11 protein-coding genes are annotated in these 26,379 nt (G+C 40.7%); 9 read left to right on the plus strand and 2 right to left on the minus strand.

Annotated features, from left to right (window positions below):
- Positions 1–177 precede the first annotated feature (177 nt).
- From ACY650_RS19680 to ACY650_RS19720, 9 genes are all read left to right on the plus strand, one after another.
- Positions 178–3,321, plus strand: a complete 3,144-nt coding sequence (locus tag ACY650_RS19680; RefSeq protein ID WP_462250308.1) for a glycoside hydrolase family 2 TIM barrel-domain containing protein — start codon at positions 178–180, stop codon at positions 3,319–3,321.
- Positions 3,322–3,335: 14 nt separating this feature from the next.
- Positions 3,336–4,796: a CIA30 family protein gene (locus tag ACY650_RS19685; RefSeq protein WP_462250310.1), complete on the plus strand. Its 1,461-nt coding sequence runs from the start codon at positions 3,336–3,338 to the stop codon at positions 4,794–4,796.
- 15 nt (positions 4,797–4,811) lie between these two features.
- Positions 4,812–5,636 carry a glycoside hydrolase family 16 protein gene (locus ACY650_RS19690; protein ID WP_462250312.1) on the plus strand — a complete coding sequence of 275 codons (825 nt, stop codon included), beginning with the start codon at positions 4,812–4,814 and terminating at the stop codon, positions 5,634–5,636.
- Positions 5,637–5,653: 17 nt separating this feature from the next.
- Complete coding sequence (locus ACY650_RS19695; RefSeq protein ID WP_462250314.1) at positions 5,654–7,510, plus strand: PKD domain-containing protein; 1,857 nt, start codon at positions 5,654–5,656, stop codon at positions 7,508–7,510.
- 111 nt (positions 7,511–7,621) lie between these two features.
- Positions 7,622–11,047 (plus strand): hypothetical protein, encoded by a 3,426-nt coding sequence (locus tag ACY650_RS19700; RefSeq protein ID WP_462250316.1) that lies wholly within the window; start codon positions 7,622–7,624, stop codon positions 11,045–11,047.
- Between the two features lie 4 nt (positions 11,048–11,051).
- Entirely contained in the window at positions 11,052–12,329 is a 1,278-nt protein-coding gene (locus tag ACY650_RS19705) for a glycosyl hydrolase family 17 protein (RefSeq protein WP_462250318.1), read from the plus strand.
- 9 nt (positions 12,330–12,338) lie between these two features.
- Positions 12,339–13,829, plus strand: a complete 1,491-nt coding sequence (locus ACY650_RS19710; protein ID WP_462250320.1) for a glycoside hydrolase family 30 protein — start codon at positions 12,339–12,341, stop codon at positions 13,827–13,829.
- Between the two features lie 11 nt (positions 13,830–13,840).
- The gene (locus ACY650_RS19715) at positions 13,841–15,268 is read left to right on the plus strand and encodes an MFS transporter (RefSeq protein WP_462250322.1); all 1,428 of its coding nucleotides are present in this window, start codon (positions 13,841–13,843) and stop codon (positions 15,266–15,268) included.
- A gap of 13 nt (positions 15,269–15,281) precedes the next feature.
- Positions 15,282–16,169: a glycoside hydrolase family 17 protein gene (locus ACY650_RS19720; protein WP_462250324.1), complete on the plus strand. Its 888-nt coding sequence runs from the start codon at positions 15,282–15,284 to the stop codon at positions 16,167–16,169.
- Between the two features lie 89 nt (positions 16,170–16,258).
- Here ACY650_RS19720 and ACY650_RS19725 read toward each other — a convergent pair whose 3' ends face one another.
- Positions 16,259–17,233 carry a glycosyl hydrolase gene (locus ACY650_RS19725; protein ID WP_462250326.1) on the minus strand — a complete coding sequence of 325 codons (975 nt, stop codon included), beginning with the start codon at positions 17,231–17,233 and terminating at the stop codon, positions 16,259–16,261.
- Positions 17,234–17,427: 194 nt separating this feature from the next.
- Entirely contained in the window at positions 17,428–26,376 is an 8,949-nt protein-coding gene (locus ACY650_RS19730; protein ID WP_462250328.1) for a family 16 glycosylhydrolase, read from the minus strand.
- Positions 26,377–26,379: the final 3 nt, after the last annotated feature.

Consider the following 26,379-nt stretch of genomic DNA (forward strand, 5'->3'; position numbering starts at 1 on the left):
GTATCCTAATTGTAGGGGAGTGAATTATTGAATCCGCAATTGTATAGAATAATTTAAGCTTCAGAATAAACACAAAAGCTTGTTCTGTGTTTGAATAAAATCAGGAAATAATTTCTTCTGATTTTGATAAGAATCAACACAGATTCTTTTAATGGTAGACCTAAAACTAAAATAACCATGAAAAAAAACCTTCTAATCCTTATTCTCTATATGATCGCACTATATGTGGCTGGTCAGGGTAATAAGGTAACTGTTGAAAACAACGAAATGGGAATGAAGCTAAAGGTTGACGGCCAAGACTTCATGATAAATGGAATGAACTGGGATTATGTCCCTATAGGTTCTACCATCACTGACCCAGGAATATGGAGTAGAACTGATGATGTAATCATGACAGCACTTGACGCTGAAATGTCAATGCTGAAAAATATGGGCGTCAACGTCATTCGAACCTATGACCTGGATCCTAAGTGGATTCAATACATCTATGAGAACTACGGCATCTACACGATGTTGAATATAACATTTGGTGCCTATGGCCTCACAATAAAAGGATCGTGGACGCCGCAAACGGATTATGCAGACCCGGCTACAAGAGAAGTTCTTATGGCTGAAGCCATCAACATGGCAAATACCTACAAGAATACTCCAGGTCTTCTGCTTTATATGATAGGAAATGAAAACAACTATCACCTCTCATGGACTGGTGCAGAAACGGAAGCCATTCCTATTGAAGGGATAGATTCCGAAAAGATAAAAGCAGCAAGAGCACTATATAAAGCCTTCAACGATGCAGCCATAGAGGTTAAAAAAATTGATCAATCTCATCCGGTAGCAATATGCAACGGCGATTTGTTATACGCAGATATTGTAGCTCAAGAGTGTAGAGATGTCGATATATATGGAACGAATATGTATCGTGGTATTTCCTTTGGAGATGCATTTCAGCGTGTAAAAGATGAGCTAAACATGCCTATTCTATTTGCAGAATTTGGAGCCGATGCATTCAATACCAGAGACAATCAAGAAGATCAATACTCACAAGCTTATTATATGACTGGCAATTGGAAAGAGATCTATGCAAATGCTGCCGGCATTGGAGGAGCACAAAACTCATTAGGAGGATTTACATTCCAATTCTCTGATGGTTGGTGGAAGTACAAGCAAACTGAGAACCTTGATGTGCATGACAACAATGCTTCATGGCCTAATGGAGGATATTCCAGAGATCAAGCAAATGAAGGTGACAATAACATGAATGAAGAGTGGTTTGGTGTATGTGCTAAGGGACCAACCAATGGGAACGGATTATATACACTTTATCCGAGAGCTGCATATTATGCCTTAAAAGAAGCACATGAAATTGATCCATATGCTCCTGGAGTAGATCAGGCAGCTGTTTTCAATCATTTTGATAACATACAATTATACGATGCTGAGCTAAGAGCAAGAGCAGATAAAGCTGCTTTGGCAGGTGAATTAGGAGGTAAAATTGGTGTGAGTCAAATTAGAGCTGAGTTTTCTACATTCATCACCGGAGGCGACAAAACAACAACCCCTGTCAATGCTGTCCCAGGCAGTCAGGCTACTCCAAGCAGACAGGGATTTGACAGAATGGAATCATACTTTATTGGAGTTGAAGCTAATCCTGATCCAAATGTTAGAGCAGAGGTGACTTTCAATGTTTTAGGAAGCGTTCCCGAAAACCCAATTAATGAGATATTCTATGAAAATAGAGGTCGAGCACAGACTTTCTTAACACAAGGAGGTAATACGCTAACTACCAATCCTAACAGAGTTCAGGTCTATCAAGCTGAATATTCATGGAATCACAAAATGTTCAACCTGGATGGTTTCTACAGGACTGGTCACTATCACTGGGGCTATGAAGGAGACTTTTTTGGACTCTATCCTGAAGCAAACTATGGACCTAACATAGATATTTATAATGGTCTTGCTCCAAATGGATTTGAAATTGAAGGAAAACGTCAGTTGCAAGGATTCAAAGTTGCATATGGACCTGAATTATGGTGGGGAGCAAACCCAGCAATCCTACTGAAATACAGTAAGAAAATTGCAAACTTCGAATTAACAGGTATTTATCATGAAGATTTAGCAGAACCTGGCTCAGCTGTAAGTTCGATAGCAGTTCCGCAGCCAAAAACCAGAAGAGCTACACTTTATGCTGAAACAGAGTATAAAGGTGTAGGAATAGAATTTGGAGGTATTTGGGGAGGTCAGCCACTTGTTGGTAGGTCTTTCCAAGTGGTTGAAGGCGAATCTGGAAACTACACTGTACTGGAAGACCAAGTTCAAAACAGCGATACTTGGGGAGGTAAAGTCAAATTGACTTACACCAAAGGAAGAATCAATTGGTATGGACAAGCTTCATCTTTGGGCTTAGTTGCCAACGCTGGTGGAGATTACACCCAAACATTCACAGGATGGAGATTAAAGGATGTTGGAACAGGCAATGTAAATAATCTCTACACTGGATTCACATACACAATCGGGAAATTCCAGATTGCACCGAACTTCATGTATCAGAAACCAATGATAGATCCGATACCTGGAGATGCTCCTGCCCCTGCTAGGTTAAGAAATATCTTACAAGATCCTTTTGTGGTAAGAGCAAATAGAGAAACTGTTGCTGGTGAAATATTAATCACATTTGACCCTACTCCTGCAACATGGATGTATCAATGGGACAACGACAGAGCTGAAGACGCAGAATTAGCGGGTAGCTTAGGTTTCGTCTATAGACACCTTCCTACCTCTCAAGATGCTGCTGTAATATTTCCTGGTACTGGAAGGGTTCCGGCACCTGCTGCAGGCGCACCACCAGCGCTCGACCTTTGGGAAATTTATGCAAGAATTGTTTCTAAGCTTAATCCAGACCTCGGTATCATAGCAAATCTCTATGGAGGAAATGGACAAGCAAATGGACCTGATCCAAGAACTGTTGAAAGATACGGAGCTGATGTAAGAGTCATTTATAAGAAGATAAAGTTAGAAACACATGCTAAGGTGAATGACTGGGGTCCTTTTGATTATCACAGAGATTTCAACTTAACATTCCCGCTACAATTAATGGCCGATGTTTCAACGTCCATTGATAAGCCTGACTGGTTCCTACTCCCTAGCACAAGACTAGGTGCTCGATTCATGTGGAGATCTATGGATGAATTTTCTCCTAGATACAATCCAACCAATTCATTTGATGCGAATGGGCTTGCTACTCCTATTCCAACAGCTACGGGATTTGGAGACGGAAACGAGTGGGAATTCAGAACCTATTTACATATCAACTTAGGCAAGTGATAAAATTGAAAGCAATGAAAAAGAATATAAAAATGAGTTTTTCAATAAGACATATAATCGGATTCATAGCGCTGCTAGGCTTGGTGAGCTGTGATAGAGAATTGAGCGATGATATAACTCCAGCTACATTCCCAAAAACATCTGAAGTATTTATAGATGGTTTTAGTGGAGGTATGGATTACTTCGCTTTTGGAACATCAAAATTGACAGCTTTTGATGTTGATAATGAAGTTACATTTTCTGGAGATCTTTCCATGCGTTTTGATATCCCTAATGCATCTGACCCTGATGGTAATTTTGCTGGAGGAATATTTAAAGACCTCTCTGGTCGAGATTTAACAGAGTTTAATGCACTCACATTCTGGGCTAGAGCTTCTAAAGGCGAAACACTAAATAGCGTCGGGTTTGGGCAAGATTTTGAAGATGGGACATACCTGGTTACTGCTTCTGGTTTTGAATTAAACACTTCTTGGACGCAGTATACAATCCCTATTCCAAATGCCTCCAGACTTACACAGGAAAAAGGGCTTTTCTGGATAGCTGAGGGTACTGATGTACAAACAGGACAAACAGGATATACCCTTTGGATAGATGAGGTGAAATTTGAAAATCTTGGAACATTGGCTCAACCTCAACCAAGAATTTTTGATGGTTTAGACTCAGAAGCCGATGTTTTTGTTGGTGCTACCAGAGAAGTAACAGGCATTACGCATACCTACAACATTGCCAATGGATCAAATGTAACCGTATCAACAACGGCTGCCTATTTTGATTTTTCATCATCAGATGAGTCTGTAGCAACCGTTGATGAATCTGGAGTCATTACTGTTGTTGGATCAGGTACTGCAGTAATTACAGCAATCGTTCATGGGGTTCGCGCTGAAGGCTCATTAACAATTAATGCAGAATCGTTAGAAGGGTTCGAAAATGCACCCACTCCTACTCAAGACGCAGCGAATGTTATTTCGATATTCAGTGATGCTTATACAAATGTTGATGTAGATTTTCTGACTAGTAATTATGAGCCATTCCAGGAAACAACATCAAGTCATTTCACGGCATTTGATGATGATGGCGAAGATGATAACATTCTTAATTACTTGAACTTCAATTTCGTTGGAATTGAGTTTAATTCTAATGTATCCACCATTGATGCATCAGGAATGACAACAATGCACGTGGATTTATTTGTGCCTGGAGAGTTTGATGCAGGTTCAACCATAAGAATCAAGCTTAGAGATATTGGTTCGAACGGGGTAATAAATACAGACCCTTTTACTGGAGCTCCAACTGATGATGACAGCGAGGTAACCATAACCGTGGCTGCTCCAACATTAGTGCAAGGAAGCTGGATTAGCGTCGATCTTGACATCTCGACCATGACCAATAGAAATAATCTAGGCCAAATTGTATTTGACTCTGAGGCAGGAATTCGACCTTCTCAATTCTATGCTGACAACATCTACTTCTATTAATAAAAAGAACAGAACATGAACATTAAAAATCAATATAAAGAACTAAAGACGCTGCTAGTATTGCTAGTCTTTGTTATGGTAACAGTTATTGCTGGCTGTTCTGATTCAGATTCTGAATTCAACACATTAGTAATGCAGGACAACTTCAGTGAAGATGGAGCCCCTAACAGTGACTTATGGACGTTTGAAATAGGAACAGGAGATAATGGTTGGGGTAATAATGAATTACAATACTACACAGACCGCACTGAGAATATTACTCAACAAAATGGATTTCTTGTAGTAACGGCCCGCGAGGAAGAGTTTGAAGGCTCTGCATATACTTCGGCAAGAATAATTACAAAAGGCAATTTCGAAAAAAGATATGGCCGATTTGAAGCTCGTATGAGACTCCCAACGGGGCGAGGGTTATGGCCTGCATTCTGGATGCTTGGGGCAGATATTGACGAAAATCCATGGCCCGAAGCCGGAGAAATTGACATAATGGAATATGTTGGTCAAAACCCAACAATAATGTTTGGAAGTGTACATGGCCCTGGATACTCAGGTGGTGAGTCTATAGGCGAAGAGTATGAACTTACAAATGATCGATTTGATACTGGATTCCATGTTTTTGCTATAGAATGGAAACCAAATTCTATTAGCTACTTTGTTGATGGAATTCTCTACAACACTATTACCCCTGATGATGTAACCGGTGACTGGGTGTTCGACAAACCATTTTTCATACTAATAAACCTTGCAGTTGGAGGTAATCTTCCTGGTTCTCCTGATAGTGAAACTGTCTTCCCGCAAACTATGCTGGTAGACTATGTCAGAGTTTATAGTACTAATCAATAACCATAAAGTATAAGCAGATGAATATTCTATCAAATAATATCAGAAGAATTGCAATGCTCTCCATTGCGCTTGCTTTTCTTGGTTGTAACGATGACGATGGCATCAATCAAAACAATATTGATCCAGATGAACTATTCGTTTCATTTGTAAAATCAGTTGATCAAACAAATGGAAAAGTTGATTTTATTAATATCTCAGCAAATGCGGATTCCTATTTTTGGACATTTGGCGATGGGTCCTCCTCTATTGAAATAAATCCATCTTATACCTATGAGGAGAATGGTGCATACCTTGTAAAACTGGTTGCAACAGCTGATAATGGTGAAACAGCTTCTTTTGAGGATTCGGTATCAATAAATGTCCCTGATCCAACTACTATTCCTATCACTTTCGATGACGCGAATGTGGAATATCTAAATTCGACATTCAATGGAGCTTCGTTCGCTATTGTTGCCAATCCAGCTCCTGGAGGTTCAAACGACGTTGAATCTAACGTTGGAGAAATAACCAATAGTGGCGTAAACTTCGAAGGAGTGTTTTTCGATTTAGGAACAGCGATTGATTTAACCACAGAAAATACAGTAACAATGAATGTATGGTCTGAGTCTGCAGTCGATGTCCTACTGAAGCTAGAAGAAGGAACTGGCGACGCAATTGAAGTGTCTGCAAGTCATACTGGTAGTGGATGGGAAAATCTTCAATTTACATTTGGCAGTACAGACTCATACGCTAGAGTTACAATATTTATTGACGCATTTGGCACTTCAGCAGGTGCTTTTTACATCGATGATATTGATCAAACATTTATCGTTTTGACCGAGCCAGAAACTGCAGCCCCTACTCCTACACAAGCAGCTGCTGACGTCATCTCATTGTTCAGTGATGCATATACTGATGTAACCGTAGATACATGGAGAACATCATGGTCTGTGGCTGATTTCGAGGATGTAATGGTTGCTGGTAATGCAACTAAGAAATATTCTAACCTTGACTTTGTTGGAATAGAGACTGTCGCAAGTACAGTGGATGTATCTTCAATGACACACCTTCATTTAGATGTTTGGTCAGCAGACATTAACACCTTCACAGTTAGACTTGTTGACTTTGGTGCGGATGGAGCTTTCGATGGCGGAGATGATGCGCAAGCAGACGTAGAAGACGACATGCCTGCAAGAGGTGAGTGGATTAGCTATGACATTCCACTAAGCGAATTTACTGAGTTGATTACATCAGCCAATCTTGCACAATACATTCTGGTTGGCACGCCTACAGGTAATACAACAATATTCGTAGACAACATCTACTTCTATGATGAGAATGGAGGTGGAGATGACGGTGATGACGGTGATGATGATGACGATGGAGGAGGCGGAGGAACCGGCGAATTCCCATTCGACTTTGAAGCAGGAGAAGTATTTACAGTATTCGAAGAACCAGAAGCTACTGTTGCTAATGTTGCCAACCCTGATGCAAGTGGCATCAATACTTCAGCTAACGTGCTAAGGATGACTAGAGGTGTTGGAGCAGCTTGGTATTCAGGTGTTGTATTTACAGAAACATTAGCATCACCAGTAATTGATCTTGCAAATGGAACCGTGTTTAAAATGAAAGTTTACTCTCCAAATGCGGGTGTGAATTTCAGGTTCCAGATTGAAGGAGGCGATCCTGATGAGGCAACAACTCCGACATTCAACATTGATCAAACAGTAGGAAGTGCCAATACATGGGTTGAACTAACCTTTGATTTTACAGGCATAGCTGATGCATCAAATCGTTATACAAGGTTTGCAATATTCCCAGACTACGATGCCTCAAATCAAGTTCCTGTTGCTGTTGAAGCAAGCTATTACATTGATGACATAACACAGGAATAACCTAATATAGACTAGGCTCTTTCAGAGGGGGATATCCCCTCTGAGAGGACTTAGACACACAAAAAGATTTTCAGATAAGTGAACATACAAGCCGAAAAAGCTAATCAAAGAATGAACCAGGATAAAGAGGTTTCTTTAAAAAGAATTTCCATCAATGGGGAATCCTTCTATAAAATATCGAATAGTGACGCTATGCGCCCCTTCTTTATGAGTGTAGTGAGTGATTCTAATCATTGGATGTTTATTTCAAGTAATGGAGGTCTCAGTGCAGGGCGTAAGGATGCAGAAAATGCGCTATTCCCATATTATACTGACGATAAGATTACAGAATCATTTGATGTTACCGGGAGTAAATCAATTTTTTGGGTTTCTAAAAATTCAGAGTCCTTCCTTTGGGAGCCGTTCTCCAAAAGGAATGAAGGGAGGTATCGATGCACAAGAAACTTGTTCAAAAGTGAATTCGGTAACAAAATACTCTTTGAAGAAATCAATCACGACTTAGAGGTCACATTCAGATACAAATGGAGTTCAAGTAACAAGTTTGGATTCATCAAAGAGAGTCATTTTATCAACCACTCCAATGAAAGAATCTCTTTGCGATTGCTAGATGGTATCCAAAACATTATGCCATATGGAGTTTCTGCAGACTTGCAAGGTATTAGAAGTAACCTGGTTGACGCCTATAAAAGAAATGAACTTGTTAGCGAAATCGGCCTAGGCATCTATGCACTAAGTGCAATAATTGTAGATAGAGCTGAACCTAGTGAAGCATTGAAAGCCAATATCGCATGGTCGCTTGGATTAGAAAATGCTACTTACCTCCTTTCATCAACACAACTAGATGCGTTTAGGAAAGGTGAAGAAATTGAGCAAGAAACTGACATTAAAGCTGAAAAAGGAGCATACTTTATCTCCAGCCAACAAAGTATTGATCAAGATTCTTGGATTAACTGGCTTACTGTAGCTAATGTCAACCAAGATGCAAACTCAATAGCCGAGCTATCTGACAAGATCAGATCAAAAGGACTTTGGGATGAAATAAAAGAAGATATAGAAGTTGGATCTCAAAGGCTCCTACAAAGAGTAGCTGCGTCAGATGGACTTCAACTATCTGCTGACAAGAAACGTAATGCTCGTCATTTTTCAAACACGCTTTTCAACATAATGCGTGGAGGAATCTTTGATGAAAATTATCAAATCGAAAAATGGGATTTTAACAATTACCTCTCAAAAGCTAATTCAGAATGCTTTGTATCAACTTCGAAATTGCTGGATTCTCTAAATGATACTTTCACCCTGCAAGAATTAAGATCTCTTTTAAAGAAAACAGATAATAAAGATTTTCACCGGCTTGCTTTAGAGTATATGCCGCTAAAATTTAGTCGTAGGCATGGTGATCCAAGCAGACCTTGGAATAAGTTCTCTATAAATACCAGAAATGAAGTAGACGGAAGTAAAATCCTTGATTATGAAGGAAATTGGAGAGATATCTTTCAGAATTGGGAGGCATTAGCTCACTCCTACCCTGCATTTATAGACAACATGATCATCAAGTTTCTCAACGCCAGCACATTTGATGGTTATAACCCATACAGGGTCACCAAAGATGGATTCGATTGGGAAACCATCGAGCCTCACGATCCTTGGTCATATATCGGATATTGGGGAGATCATCAAATCATTTATCTACTCAAGTTCTTGGAATTCATTCATGACTACTATCCAAAGGGCTTGGAAGAAATGCTTGATCAAGATCACTTTGTTTATGCCAATGTGCCCTATAGAATCAAAGCGTATGAAGACATTTTAAATGATCCAAAAGATACAATCCTATTTGATGAAGACCTAGATCGTGAAATTCGAAATAAGCGCGATGAAATTGGAGCAGATGGAGCACTGCTAACGAGCAAAGGTTCTATTTACAGAGTAAACTTCATTGAAAAGATACTAGCTACCGTGTTAGCTAAAGTTTCCAACTTCATTCCGGAAGGTGGTATTTGGCTTAACACACAGAGACCAGAATGGAATGATGCCAACAATGCTTTAGTAGGTAATGGAGTTTCAATGGTTACGCTTTATTATCTGCGTAGATTCTTATCATTTTTCAAAAAAGTGCTCGCGGATCAAAATGAGATGGAGATAGCACTTTCAAAAGAATTGCTAGCCCTCTTTCAAGGTCTTAAAACCACTCTAGAATCCAACCTTGGTTTATTGAATGATAACATAAGCTCGCAGAAACGTCGAGAAATAGTTGATGGTCTTGGTATTGCCAGCAGTGACTACAGAAATTTGATTTATAATGAAGGATTTTCAAGCGAAAAGGAAAGTTTGAAAATTGCTGAACTAAATCAATTTATTGATATCGTCCTATCCTATCTAGATCACTCGATCGAAGCGAATAGGAGATCTGACGGGATGTATCATTCATATAATCTAATGACTGTAGAGAAGAATGGTGGAATAACTATCTCTTATCTTGATGAAATGCTTGAAGGACAGGTTGCTGTTCTTAGCTCTGGATACCTTGAGCCAGAAGAAAATCTTGAGGTTCTAAATTCCCTAAAGAGTAGTCGATTGTTCCGTGAGGATCAATACAGTTATCTGCTTTATCCAAATAAGGAACTACCGGGGTTCTTAAGCAAGAATATCATTCCGTCTAAGCTGGTGAAAAAGTCAGCTCTTCTTTCAAAGCTAGCGGAATCATCAAATCGACAGATTATTCAAAAAGATATTACTGGTAAATATCATTTTAATGGAGATTTTAAAAATGCTGGAGATCTTAAACTAGCGTTATCCGCTATTAATCAAGAGTATTCTAATCTAGCTAAAGAAGAACGCGAACTAATTCTGGAGATTTTTGAGGATGTATTTGATCATAAATCATTTACCGGGCGTTCAGGAACATTCTTTGGTTATGAAGGATTGGGCTCCATATACTGGCACATGGTTTCTAAGTTACTCTTAGCAGTGGAGGAATGCTGTCAGCAAGCTGTTGATAGTAAACAATCCGATGCTATCGTTGGACAGCTTTTAGAACACTATTACGAAATCAATGAAGGCATTGGAGTTCATAAGTCACCGAAATTATATGGTGCATTCCCAATAGATCCTTATTCGCACACGCCTTTAACAAAAGGAGCTCAACAACCTGGAATGACTGGGCAAGTAAAAGAAGACATCCTTAGCAGAAAAGGTGAAATTGGTGTTTTTGTAAAAAATGGAGAAGTACACTTCAACCCTAGCCTATTAAGAAAAAACGAGTTTCTAACGGAGGATAAGCTATTCAGCTACATCGATGTAAATCTTTATAAGAAATCCATCCCTTTAAGTGAAGGATCAATGGCTTTTACATACTGTCAGGTTCCGATTATTTACTGCATTTCTGAAAAGAAGCAAACAGAGATAGTCTACCAAGATGGCTCTTCCAGGTTGGTTGATTCACAAACTATTGATAGCGAATCAAGCACCGAGTTATTTAACAGAAGTGGAAGTATAGAAAGCATAAAAGTTGAACTAACCCCTGATCAATTAAAATAGAAAATTGAAAATCAATAAGACCATAGGAACATTAATTGTTTTGTCCATACTTGCATGGTCATGCAATTCAACATCCAATAAACAACAGATGCAAAACGATCGTACAGCGAAGGAAATATTAGGAAATCCTGAATATCAAGCCATTTCATATGGTGGATACCGTCAAAATTCGAGAGAAATTCAGCCAACACTCGAACAATTGAAAGAGGATATGAAATTGCTTTCTGCTATTGGCATACGAATACTTCGTACCTACAATGTTCAGCTACCGCATGCCAGCAATGTGATTAAGGCAATTAGAGAATTGAAAGATGAAGATCCAAATTTCGAAATGTATGTAATGCTAGGAGCATGGATAGATTGTAAGAATGCCTGGACTGAATTGGAACCTGATCACGATGTAGAAAGTGAACAAAATGAAGCAGAGATTGCAAGAGCCGTAAAAATCGCCAATGAATATCCGGATATCGTAAAAGTTATTGCTGTCGGAAACGAAGCAATGGTAAAGTGGGCAGCGGCATATTATGTCCAGCCTGACGTAATCTTAAAATGGGTTAATCATTTACAAAAGCTGAAATCTGAAGGAAAACTCCCTGCTGACTTATGGATCACCAGTTCAGATGACTTTTCATCATGGGGCGGAGGCACTTCTGAATATCATGTTGATGCGCTCAATGATTTAATCAGAGCTGTTGATTTCATATCTATGCATACATACCCTATGCATAACACCCACTATAATCCTGAATTTTGGGGTGTACTAGAGCAAGAAGATAGTTTATCCAAAGAAGATAAGATTCAAGCTGCTATGGAGAGATCCTTGGAGTTTGCTATTGCTCAATACAATCGAGTCAAAAGCTACATGGAGGGCTTAGAAGTAGACAAGCCTATTCATATCGGAGAAACTGGTTGGGCAAGTGTAGACACCCATTTATATGGTGAAGAAGGCTCTAGAGCAACAGATGAATATAAAGAGGGTTTGTACTACAAACTGATGAGAGATTGGACCAATAAAGAGCGTATTACATGCTTCTATTTTGAAGCTTTTGATGAACCATGGAAAGATGCACGTAATAAACAAGGTTCTGAAAATCATTTTGGCCTGTTTACAACAAATGGAAAAGCAAAATATCCTTTGTGGTCTCTTGTAGATATAGGAGCTTTTGACGGGCTAAGCAGAGGCGGTAATACCATTAGTAAAACCAACGATGGAAATTTAGAAATGATTATAGAACAATCATATATGCCTCCAATAAAAGAGGAACTAGAAATCGCTCAATAACAAGTCCAAATGTCTATCAAAAAATCATATCTACTAATACCATTCATAGCCATGTCAATAGGGTGTACATCAGAAGCTGAGCTAGCAGCTGAAGTCTATGAAACGTCTGCAGATGGAAACAAGCTAACCCAAATAACTTCATTTCCATCATCCGAAAACAGATCCGTAATTCAGATAAATCCTGAAAACACTTTCCAGACAATTACTGGATTTGGTGGATCTTTTACTGAATCATCGGCTTACCTACTTAATAAACTAAGCAACGAAAATCGACAGAAAGTCTTGAATGCATACTTTGGAGATGAAGGCGCACAATACTCTCTGACTCGTACGCATATCAACTCATGCGATTTCTCACTTAGTCAATATTCTTATGCTCCTATCCCTGATGATATGACATTAGAAAACTTCACTATTGAGGAAGACATGGACGATATCATCCCGATGATAAAAGATGCGATGAGTATCTCTTCCGAAGGTTTTAGGATAATCTCATCTCCCTGGACTGCACCTCCGTGGATGAAAGACAATAAAGAATGGGTTGGAGGCAAGTTATTGCCAGAATACTACGATGTATGGTCATTGTTTTTCTCAAAATACCTCGATGCTTATAAGGAGCAAGGCATAGATATATGGGGGCTTACTGTAGAAAATGAACCTCATGGCAACGGCAATAATTGGGAAAGCATGCATTATACGCCCGAGGAGATGACAGATTTCGTTATGAACCATCTGGGGCCTAAACTTAAAGAAGATGGAAAGGGTGATGTGAAGATCCTTGGTTACGACCAAAATAGGGATGGCCTAAAAGAGTGGGTAGATGTCATGTATAAAAGCCCAGAATCGTCTGAATATTATACTGGAACTGCAATCCATTGGTACGAAAGTACATTCATGGTATTTCCAGAAGCATTGCAATACGCACATGAAAAAGCGCCAGACAAATACTTAATTCAGACTGAGGCATGTGTTGATTCAGAAATTCCTATGTGGCAAGATGATGCATGGTATTGGAAGAAAGAAGCTACAGACTGGGGTTGGGATTGGGCCCCAGAGCATCAAAAAGCATGGCACCCTAAATATTCGCCTGTAAATAGATACGCACGAGATATCATAGGATGTCTAAATAACTGGGTCGATGGATGGGTAGATTGGAATATGGTTCTTGACCGTCAAGGAGGCCCCAATTGGTTCGAAAACTGGTGTGTAGCTCCTGTAATTGTAGACCCAGAACAAGACGAAGTTTACTTCACTCCTATCTACTATACACTCGCTCATTTTAGCAAATTCATCAGACCACAAGCTGTGATCATTGAAGCTTCTAAAACTGATGATGATCTGTTAGTTACAGCAGCTAAGAATCCAGATGGCAGTATTTCAGTGATCATTTTCAATCAAGAAGAGGAAGGAAAACACTTCTCTTTAATGCATAACAACGAAACCAAAAACATATATATAAATCCGCAAGCTATTCAAACCATTGTAATAGCTAACAACTAAACCCTAACCCTATGTCTAAAACAGCAGCAAAAGATAGAGTCCCGATATTACAAAAAGCAGCGTTTGGTTCAGGACACTTAATCAACAATTTAATTCCAGGAATCCTAGGAGTATTTGTGGTATTCTTAAAAACTACAGCATTTAGCATGGACCCATTACTAGCAGGCTTTATTGTTGGTGTGCCACGTCTATTCGATGCGATCACCGACCCTGTAATGGGATATGTTTCTGATAATACAAGTTCAAAATATGGACGAAGAAGACCATATATCTTTTTAGGAGCCATTTTCACAGGGATAATATTCGCTGTTCTTTGGCAAGTGAGCGAGAACAATACAGAGATGTTCAATTTCTGGTATTTATTAGGATTCTCCATTTTATTAATTTTTGGTAACACCATATTCTCAACACCACTAATTGCATTGGGGTATGAAATGACATCTGATTATAACGAGCGAACCAGACTTATGAGCTTTGCAAATACCATAGGTCAAGTAGCTTGGATGTTGGTTCCATTTCTTTACATCCTTATTCCAGATCAAGCATACTTCGATTCTCAGCCTGAAGCAATCAGGACTATAGCTATCGCAGCGGGAGTAGTTATAATTGTTTTAGGAATTCTTCCATCCATCTTTTGTCGAGGCATTGATGCAAGCAATATGGAAGGTCGTGAAGAAATCACGCTTGCCAAATTATGGAGTAGTATGGGAAAAATTTTCAAAGGAATTGGCCAAGTATTCAAAAACAAGCCATTCGTAAAACTTTGCCTTGCTACTTTCCTTGTATTCAATGGATTTCAAATTGTTGCTGAGTTTGGAGTATTCATCATCAATTTTTACATGTTTGATGGAGATTGGGGAGCTTCCAAATGGTGGGTAGCGCTATTCCCAGCTGTCACTGCAGCTTATACCGCTTTCATTGCCATTCCAATTATCAATATGTTGGCCAACAAGTACGGTAAAAAGAACGCATTCGTTATTGCAACTGCAATATCAATCGTGGGATATCTACTCAAGTGGTGGGGATTCAACCCTGACAACCCAATGATGATATTCCTTCCTATTCCTCTGATGGCATTTGGAATGGGTTGTCTATTTACTTTAATGATGAGTATGACAGCAGACGTTTGCGACCTTGATGAATTGGAAAATGGAATGCCGAGAAAAGAAGGAACATTTGGTGCGATTTACTGGTGGATGATCAAAGTAGGGCAAGGTCTGGCACTTGTTTTTTCAGGGCTAATTCTAAAATTGTTGGGCTATGATTCTTCTGCCGCTACCCAGACAGCAGAAGCGCTTACAGGAATGCGAATAACAGATATTCTGCTTCCAGCTCTAACTGCTGGACTTGCAATATGGGTTATGTGGAAATATAGCTTATCTGAAGAAAGAGCATTAGAAATAAAAGAAATATTAGTAAAACGAAGAGGTGAACTATAAATAGGAAAAAACTATGTCACTACGAGGAGAACGATTTTTAGCACTTACATCAGTCGACTATGCTGATAAGGATATTGAAGATCTACGAGCACTTTATAAAGAGGCATTAGAAGCTGGCATGCATGGACTTTGTTTTAGTCCATACATGGAAGGCCAAGAGCCTGGACAACAATTGTCAGAAGAGCAAATTCGAAGACGAATAGAAATCATCAGACCATATACTAATTGGATTCGATCATTTTCATGTACTGAAGGCAACGAATTGATCCCTGAAATAGCAAAAGAATATGGCATGCAAACTTTAGTTGGAGCTTGGCTGGGTAATGATCCGGAGACCAATGAAAAGGAAGTTGCCAATTTGATAGAAATAGCTAATAAAGGTTTTGTTGATATTGCTGCTGTTGGAAACGAGGTGATGTATAGAGGTGATCTTACTGAAGAAGAATTACTCAGCTTTATTCACTTAGCAAAAAACGAAATAAAGAATGTGCCGGTGGGATATGTGGATGCATACTATGAATTTAGGGAGCGTCCAGCGATTACGGAAGCCTGTGATGTGATCCTGGCCAACTGCTACCCCTTCTGGGAAGGTTGTGACCAGGATTATTCTCTTCTTTATATGAAGGACATGTATAATCAAGCAGCAAGAGCTGGAAATGGGAAAAAAGTCATTATTTCAGAAACCGGATGGCCAGACAAAGGAACAAATTTGGAAGGTGCATTTCCATCAGAAGCCAATGCGATAAAATACTTTATTAACACTCAGAAATGGTCAAGAGAAGAAGATATTGAGATTTTCTACTTCTCCTCTTTTGATGAGTCTTGGAAAGTTGGTGATGAAGGCGATGTAGGAGCTTTTTGGGGTATCTGGGATAAAGACGAAAAACTGAAATTCTGTTAATCCATTAATTGACATTAATTACTTGTAAAGGGTATGCATCTCGCTTGCCCTTTTTTATTACCTAATTCTAAAGTCAACATTTCCTTTACTCATTTCTTAAGCAACTGATATTTGGGTTTAGCCAATTCCGTTTTCCACTTTTCACTTACATATTCACTGGATTGAATACGAGCATCAACATGCTTAAATAGCGGATTATTTTTCCACATTATCTGTTTCTGCCAATTAGTATTGATATAGCTAAAAGCTTTTATTACATCACTGTGCTCATCTATGGTTTCGAAAAATGGTATAAACCATTGTTCCCATAACTTATCAGCCTCTTCAGGATTAGAAAGAAGACTTGAAAAGTACAACCCATCATTTTCTCTGACTGGACTTGCTTCCGCTATAAATACAGGTTTACTATGCTTGCGTGCAAACGTCAACATTTCCGTGTCTGGATTACCAAAATATGAATACCCGCACCAATCGACATATTCATCCCCGGGATACCATTCTTCCAGAATCTCTTGACTTGACCCCACTCCTTTTGATTGCCAGACAAAAGCAACATTGCCAACTTCCAATTCATTAAAAACTGCATGAACTTTTCTCCAGGCGTTTAAATAATGTTTCCTGCTGTAATTATTCCAATCCCAACCATCAAACTCATATCCCAGGCGCAAGAACACAGGTCTTTTCAGACCTTTAACCCATAAAGCAAGATCTTCAATCAATTGATCATGATTCCCCTTTGCAATCGCTTTTTCGTGCCCAACCATTGAAACACCTAGTGCGAGCATCACCTCGTTAAATTTTTCATTTTCAAAATGACACTTTGCGCATGAATCACCCGCTCCCCAATTCGCAGTTTCTTTCAATCCATCGTTCCCCTTAGTTATATATCCATAGGAATTTATCCCTGGAGAAAGGTTAGAATATAAAGTAATGCCAGCTGGCATATCGAAGTAGTCGCAATATCCATCACTATAATTCGCTAGGCCTCCGATGGTCTCAGTATCCTGACCGATAAAAACTAAACAACTACCATCAGCAGGCTCAAACTTTGCAAGCTTTTTCATACTGTTATCAGATACAGAAGGCATCTGCGAATAGCTCTCAAAGAAAAAACATAACAGAAAACATATAGTAACTAACTTCTTCAATTTCAGATTTTATCTCAGGCAAATTGAATAAAAAAACCCCACTTGCTTCCGTGTGGGGTTTTAGTTATGATCAATACGTTTGTATTAATCTGCCTTAGTTTACCTTCAAACTATTGTTTTATAAATCGTTTATCTATAGTACCATCCTCAGTTGTTAGTCTGATAAAGTATACTCCTGTTTCAAGACCACTTACATCTATTACAATGTTAGCATCTCTTAATTCACTTGGAGCATTGAACACTTTTCCAGAAAGTCCAATTATTGAAATTGAATAGTCGCTTAGACTTAAACCTCTTGGTGCTTCAATATTTAGACGTTCCACAGTTGGGTTTGGATATACAGTAATATCTTCTAATAAGTCATCATCCAATCCTAGAACCGTATTAATTACGATACCATCTTCATCAATCAAGCCTGTAAGAACTGACTCTTCACCTTCGACTGCAGAAACTTCTGATGAAACTCTTCCAACGCCAGGTACCTCAACGAATATGATATAGTCCCCAGTTGGTAGTCCATCGAAGGAAACAAATCCTTCACTATCAGTAACTCCATCTGCTACATACTCTTCATCCATTGTTGTCAGGATTACCAAAACATTTGCCAATGCATCTCCTTGTGACACTCTTCCTGTCACTATTCTAGAGCTTCCGTCATTGACAGACTGTGCTTGGAAATTAATGGTAGCACCATTTTCAACAGTTTCAACAGCTGAGGTTGGCTTAGCAACCATTGATATATCTGCAACTCTATTTCTATCCATCACAATTAAGGATGGAACTGCATTTGGATCGGTGATGGTAGAAACGTCACCATAGAATGTAGTTACAAAATCTTCACTGCTAGAAGCTACATATACATAGTAACTACCTTCATCAAGAGACTCAATCACATAACTTCCATCACTTGATAATGAAGCTGACTTGGTATTATTGACATCATCAATTTGGTAAATAACTACGTTTCCATCTGTGAAAGCAGCACCGTCAGCTGAAACCACACCTGTAACAGTATAAGTCACCTCTGTACCTACAGGGTAAGTAAATTCAATCGAATAATTCCGAACCGTAGTTCCATCTTCTGCTGTAACCATGACTACTGTAGATCCTGGTAATGAAATTGCATCATCAATAACGACTGAAGCATTTCCATCTGTGGTAGTTGCTGTAACCGTAGGAACAGCTGTTACACTCTCTTCAAGTTCTATTGAATATTCAAAAGTATCAGAATCAAAACCATCAACTGTTACACCATTTACTTGCAAATCGCTTAGTGTAGCATCCTTGCTTAGGTTTTCATCTATTGCATATTCAATCGTATAAGTATTGGTGTTTGACTCATCCTCAGACACTACAACAATAGTTGCAAATCCTGGCAATTCAGTAGGATCTGTAACAGTTACCATGGCTACAGCCTCCGTAGGAGTTGCAGTAACTACTGGAATATCTGTTGTTCCTTCTGGGAATTCGACATAGTATTCAAAAGTCTCAGGGTCAAATCGATTCACAGATTCGCTATTGACTAAAAGTTCGCTTAGTGTTGCAACAGATGAAGCTCCACCTCCAGTTTCTCCACCAAATGCTACATCATCCCAGTAGTATACTGTCCCAGATTCAGCAGTATCGAAATTGAAGAAAATCGAAGCTTTATCATACGTATTAGCAATATCTAGTGCCGATGTTCCAGAAACTTCATTAGAAAAATCAAATACTAAAGTTTCCCACTCATCAGCCACTGTCGTGGTTGTCTCCGTTTCGACACTTATTGAGCTATTGCCAACATCCTCAACCTTTAATCTTACCGGGATACCTGACGCTGGTGACAATACTTTAACACTTATCGTGGTATTTTCAGAAGTAAATGGAATTGCTCCAAATCCAGAAGTCTCTCCAACTGTAGTTCCAGCCCAAACTTCTGAAGCTGCTTCTGAAGATCCTTTCACTGATTTTACAACGTTATTACTCGCATCATTAGGATCAGCTACAATCATGGATGCATTACCACCAAAGTCTGTAATCTCGTAATCTATTGACTCATCCTCGAAAGTGATTGGAAGTTCTATTTCACTTCCGCCGCCTCCGCCGCCGCCATCACAGCTTGCATCAAAGGCAACAGTAACATTTGCAGGAGGTGTGACTAATTGCCAATTACCTTCGAATGATACTTTACTCCATAAAACATTTAGCTCAACTTCAGCAGGAGGAGTATCAGTCCAAGTAAGTGTTACACTTAATTCTCCTTCAACTGAATCATCGGTAGCACTAACTCCAGGCGAACCAGTAATTGGTCCTGATGAATTATTGACTATCAATGCATCTACTGGATCACTATCAGCGGAAGTTATCGTCACCTTCATTGAAGAAGCATCCACATTTTCAATGGTTAACAATGCAGCTGAAGTTGTTTCTGCACTATTACTGTTATTATAAACGGTAGTTTCACAATAGACACCTTCCTCACCGGTTCCTCCGCCTCCGCCGGAATCACCTCCGAATTGTACATCATCCCAATAGTATACCTCTCCATTTCCAGCAGTTCCGAAATCGAAGAAGATCGAAGCTTTATCATAAGTATTTGCTGTATTCAAGGCTGCAGTTCCAGACGCTTGACTAGAGAAATCAAAAACTAATGTTTCCCAGGTATTGGCGGCCGTAATGGTTGCCTCAGTCTCTACACTGATTGCACCATCACTCTTATCTTCAACCTTGAGTCGAATTGGAATTCCTGCAGTTGGAGACCAAACTCTCACAGTCATGGTCGTATTTTCAGAAGTAAATGGAATAGCTCCAAATCCAGAAGTCTCTGCTACTGTTGTTCCAGCCCATACTTCAGATGCAGCCATCGCTGTACCTTTTGTAGACTGAGCAACCTTGTTTCCAGAATCTTCAGGATCGGTTATGATTTCAGTAGCATTACCTCCAAAGTCATTAAATTCATAATCTAACGCATCGTCCTCAAAAGTAACCGGTAACTCTATAGAGCTACCACCGCCTCCGCCGGAATCACCTCCGAACTGAACGTCATCCCAGTAATAAACCTCTCCGTTTCCAGCAGTGCCAAAATCAAAGAATATAGATGCTTTATCGTAAGTATTGGCAACATTCAATGCCGCAGTACCTGATGCCTCATTGGAGAAATCAAACACTAAAGTCTCCCAAGTATTTGCTGCTGTAATGGTCGCCTCAGTCTCTACACTGATACCTCCGTTAGTACGATCTTCTACTTTGAGTCGTATTGGTATTCCTGCAGTTGGAGACCAAACTCTCACAGTCATGGTTGTTTCTCCAGCTGTAAATGGTATCGCTCCAAAGCCTGAAGTTTCAGCGACAGTTGTTCCTGCCCATACTTCAGATGCAGCCATCGCTGTACCTTTTGTAGACTGAGCAACCTTGTTTCCAGAATCTTCAGGATCGGTTATGATTTCAGTAGCATTGCCTCCAAAGTCATTAAATTCATAATCTAACGCATCGTCCTCGAAAGTAACCGGTAACTCTATAGAGCTACCACCGCCTCCGCCTCCGCCAGAATCACCTCCGAACTGAACGTCATCCCAGTAATAAACCTCTCCGTTTCCAGCAGTGCCAAAATCAAAGAATATTGATGCTTTATCATATGTGTTCGCAACATTCAATGCCGCGGTACCTGATGCCTCGTTTGAGAAATCGAACACTAAGGTCTCCCAAGTATTGGCTGCTGTAATGGTTGCCTCAGTCTCTACGCTGATACCTCCATTAGTACGATCTTCTACTTTGAGTCGTATTGGAATTCCTGCAGTTGGAGACCATACTCTTACGCTCATGGTCGTCTCTCCAGCTGTAAATGGTATCGCGCCAAAGCCTGATGTCTCTCCTACCGTAGTACCACCCCAAACTTCTGATGCAGCCATCGCTGTTCCTTTTGTTGACTGAACAACCATATTACCAGCATCTTCCGGATCTACAACAATCATCGAAGCATTGCCACCAAAGTCTGTCAACTCATAATCCAACATAGCATCATCGAAAGTCACTGGAAGCGATAAGGTGCTTCCACCTCCGCCGCCGCAATCAGCGGCAAACGATACTGTCGCATTCGATGGTGGGGTCACTAACTGCCAGTTGCCACCAAACGAATCCTTACTCCACAATACGTTTAATTCAACCTCTGATGGAGGTGTACCAGTCCATGTCAATGTCACACTCAACTCGCCAGGTACTGAACTATCTACTGCACCTACTGCTGGTGAACCTGTGATTGGACCACTAGAATTATTTACAATCAATGCATCAACCGGATCAGCATCCGCTGATGTTATCGTAACCTTCATTGAACTTGCATCAACATTCTCTATCGTTAGCAAGGCCGCTGAAGCAGTCTCTGCACTATTACTATTGTTATATACTGTAGTTGCACAAAACTCATCGGTGCTACCACCGCCGCCTCCGCCAGAACCTGCATCGCCTCCAAACTCCATATCATCCCAGTAGTAAACAACTCCTGATTCAGCCGTTCCGAAATTGAAGAATATAGATCCTTTATCGTAAGTATTAGCAACATTCAATGCCGCGGTACCAGAAACCTCATTTGAGAAATCAAACACCAAGGTCTCCCATGCATTCGACATAGTCGTTGTAGCCTCAGTCTCAACGCTGATACCTCCATTGGTTCGGTCTTCTACTTTTAGTCGTATTGGTATTCCAGATGCTGGAGACCACACTCTCACGCTCATAGTCGTCTCTCCAGCTGTAAATGGTATCGCGCCAAAGCCTGATGTCTCTCCTACCGTAGTACCTCCCCAAACTTCTGATGCAGCCATCGCTGTTCCTTTTGTAGACTGAACAACCATATTACCAGCATCCTCTGGATCTACAACAATCACCGAAGCATTGCCACCAAAGTCTGTCAACTCATAATCCAACATAGCATCATCGAAAGTCACTGGAAGCGATAAGGTGCTTCCACCTCCGCCGCCGCCTCCGCCGCCGCAATCAGCAGCAAACGATACAGTCGCATTCGATGGTGGGGTCACCAACTGCCAGTTGCCACCAAACGAATCCTTACTCCACAATACGTTTAATTCAACCTCTGATGGAGGTGTACCAGTCCATGTCAATGTCACACTCAACTCGCCAGGTACTGAACTATCTACTGCACCTACTGCTGGTGAACCTGTGATTGGACCACTAGAATTATTTACAATCAATGCATCAACCGGATCAGCATCCGCTGATGTTATCGTAACCTTCATTGAACTTGCATCAACATTCTCTATCGTTAGCAAGGCCGCTGAAGCAGTCTCTGCACTATTACTATTGTTATATACTGTAGTTGCACAAAACTCATCGGTGCTACCACCGCCGCCTCCGCCAGAACCTGCATCGCCTCCAAACTCCATATCATCCCAGTAGTAAACAACTCCTGATTCAGCCGTTCCGAAATTGAAGAATATAGATCCTTTATCGTAAGTATTAGCAACATTCAATGCCGCGGTACCAGAAACCTCATTTGAGAAATCAAACACCAAGGTCTCCCATGCATTCGACATAGTCGTTGTAGCCTCAGTCTCAACGCTGATACCTCCATTGGTTCGGTCTTCTACTTTTAGTCGTATTGGTATTCCAGATGCTGGAGACCACACTCTCACGCTCATAGTCGTCTCTCCAGCTGTAAATGGTATCGCGCCAAAGCCTGATGTCTCTCCTACCGTAGTACCTCCCCAAACTTCTGATGCAGCCATCGCTGTTCCTTTTGTAGACTGAACAACCATATTACCAGCATCCTCTGGATCTACAACAATCACCGAAGCATTGCCACCAAAGTCTGTCAACTCATAATCCAACATAGCATCATCGAAAGTCACTGGAAGCGATAAGGTGCTTCCACCTCCGCCGCCGCCTCCGCCGCCGCCTCCGCCGCCGCAATCAGCAGCAAACGATACAGTCGCATTCGATGGTGGGGTCACCAACTGCCAGTTGCCACCAAACGAATCCTTACTCCACAATACGTTTAATTCAACCTCTGATGGAGGTGTACCAGTCCATGTCAATGTCACACTCAACTCGCCAGGTACTGAACTATCTACTGCACCTACTGCTGGTGAACCTGTGATTGGACCACTAGAATTATTTACAATCAATGCATCAACCGGATCAGCATCCGCTGATGTTATCGTAACCTTCATTGAACTTGCATCAACATTCTCTATCGTTAGCAAGGCCGCTGAAGCAGTCTCTGCACTATTACTATTGTTATATACTGTAGTTGCACAAAACTCATCGGTGCTACCACCGCCGCCTCCGCCAGAACCTGCATCGCCTCCAAACTCCATATCATCCCAGTAGTAAACAACTCCTGATTCAGCCGTTCCGAAATTGAAGAATATAGATCCTTTATCGTAAGTATTAGCAACATTCAATGCCGCGGTACCAGAAACCTCATTTGAGAAATCAAACACCAAGGTCTCCCATGCATTCGACATAGTCGTTGTAGCCTCAGTCTCAACGCTGATACCTCCATTGGTTCGGTCTTCTACTTTTAGTCGTATTGGTATTCCAGATGCTGGAGACCACACTCTCACGCTCATAGTCGTCTCTCCAGCTGTAAATGGTATCGCGCCAAAGCCTGATGTCTCTCCTACCGTAGTACCTCCCCAAACTTCTGATGCAGCCATCGCTGTTCCTTTTGTAGACTGAACAACCATATTACCAGCATCCTCTGGATCTACAACAATCACCGAAGCATTGCCACCAAAATCCGTCAACTCATAATCCAACATAGCATCCTCGAATGTCACTGGAAGCGATAAGGTGCTTCCACCTCCGCCGCCACTTCCATCATCATAGAAATACATATTATCCACGAATACTGTCCCTGGAGTTGCATCAGCACTTGATAATATCGTTTGTGACATGTTGGCTTTAGTAGCTACCGTCAACGGAATATCTATGCTTGTCCAAGTACCTGCACTCAATACATGAATCGTCTCCTGCTCAACATCATCTCCACCAGCAAAGGCTCCATCACCACCAAAGTCTACCAACTTAACTTTAAAATCACTTACTCCTTCGGTCCAAACATCAATATGAAAATGTGTCATTGTGCTTGCATCAATTGGTTGTGTAGCAAAGTGCTCAATTCCAACTAAAACTATGTCTTCATATTTCTTCGCAAAATCGCCTGATTCAACTTCTACGTCTACAGGATCAACCACATTATCCCATACCGTGCTAAAAACATCTACAGGTTCATCAGTATAAGAGTCACTAAAAATAGATTTAACATCTCCTGCATCTTGAGTTGGAGTCGGCGCTGATGCTGTCGGTTCCGTGGCTCCACCTCCGCCAGAGCCTGCATCTCCTCCAAACTCCATATCATCCCAGTAGTAAACAACTCCTGATTCAGCCGTTCCGAAATTGAAGAATATAGATCCTTTATCGTAAGTATTAGCAACATTCAAAGCCGGAGTGCCAGAAACCTCATTTGAGAAATCAAACACTAAGGTTTCCCACGCATTCGACATAGTCGTTGTAGCCTCAGTCTCTACACTGATTGCTCCATTGGTTCGGTCTTCTACTTTTAGTCGTATTGGTATTCCAGATGCTGGAGACCACACTCTCACGCTCATGGTCGTCTCTCCAGCTGTAAATGGTATCGCTCCAAAGCCTGATGTCTCTCCTACCGTAGTACCACCCCAAACTTCTGATGCAGCCATCGCTGTTCCTTTTGTAGACTGAACAACCATATTACCAGCATCCTCTGGATCTACAACAATCACCGAAGCATTGCCACCAAAGTCTGTCAACTCATAATCCAACAAAGCATCCTCGAATGTCACTGGAAGCGATAAGGTGCTTCCTCCGCCGCCTCCGCCACAGTCTGCATTAAATGAAACTGTTGCATTTGCTGGAGGGGTCACTAACTGCCAGTTGCCACCAAACGAATCCTTACTCCACAATACATTCAAATCTACATCTGTCGGCGGGGTACCGGTCCATGTCAATGTTACACTCAACTCTCCAGGCACTGAACTATCTACCGCTCCTACTGCAGGTGAACCTGTGATTGGACCTGTAGAATTATTTACAATCAATGCATCAACCGGATCAGCATCCGCTGATGTTATCGTAACCTTCATTGAACTTGCATCAACATTCTCTATCGTTAGCATGGCCGCTGAAGCAGTCTCCGCACTATTACTATTGTTATATACTGTGGTAGCGCAATAGTCTGTTGCCATTGCTGGCTGAATTTCATAAACTCTTACATAGTCAATTTCCATCGTTGCCTCAGTAAAAGTTGGATTTACTGCTGGCATATTTCCTTCAATGGCTGTATTTAATAAGATGTATTGGTCTGTGTCAAATGGCCAAGTAGATGCATCTTGTACAGCAGGCTCATATGTATAATGAACTACGCCGTCCACATCAAATACCATTTTATCTTCCGTCCATTCCAATCCATAAACATGGAAATCGCTAGATACTGTAGCAATAGTTTGAGATCCTTTATTGATAGTTCCTCCAAAGCTTGAAGGCGTGTGCATGGCACTTTGAACTACATTTTGATTAGAGCCCCAGTGCTCCATAATGTCAATTTCTCCACAAGCTGGCCAAGCAGTTGTGCCATCCGTTGCATCCCAGAAACCTCCATTTTCATCTATATTTTTCCCTAAAGTCCAAATAGCTGGCCATGTACCAGCTCCGGAAGGGAGTTTTGCTCGAACTTCAACTCTACCATAGGTAAATGCGTATTTTGAATTAAGTCGAGCTGAAGTGTAATCTTTTGTAACACCCTGGTCAGTATAACTTTCCTTTTTGGCTACAATTTTCAGAACACCAGATTCTACAAATGAATTTGCAGATTCATCGGTGTAGTGTTGAAGCTCACCATTGAACCATGAAGTACCAACAGGAAACAAAGTCTGATGGTACCACTTGCTTGGGTCCGGTGCTCCATCCGAGTCAAATTCATCTGACCAAACCAGCACATAGTTTGGATCAGTCTCAAGGACCGGACTGTTAGAATAAGTAAAGGTGAGTAGACATAGAATTGATAAGGTTGAAAGTATTACTCTTTTCATATT

This window comes from Ekhidna sp. (assembly GCF_963691765.1).
In the GTDB taxonomy this organism is placed as follows: domain Bacteria; phylum Bacteroidota; class Bacteroidia; order Cytophagales; family Cyclobacteriaceae; genus Ekhidna.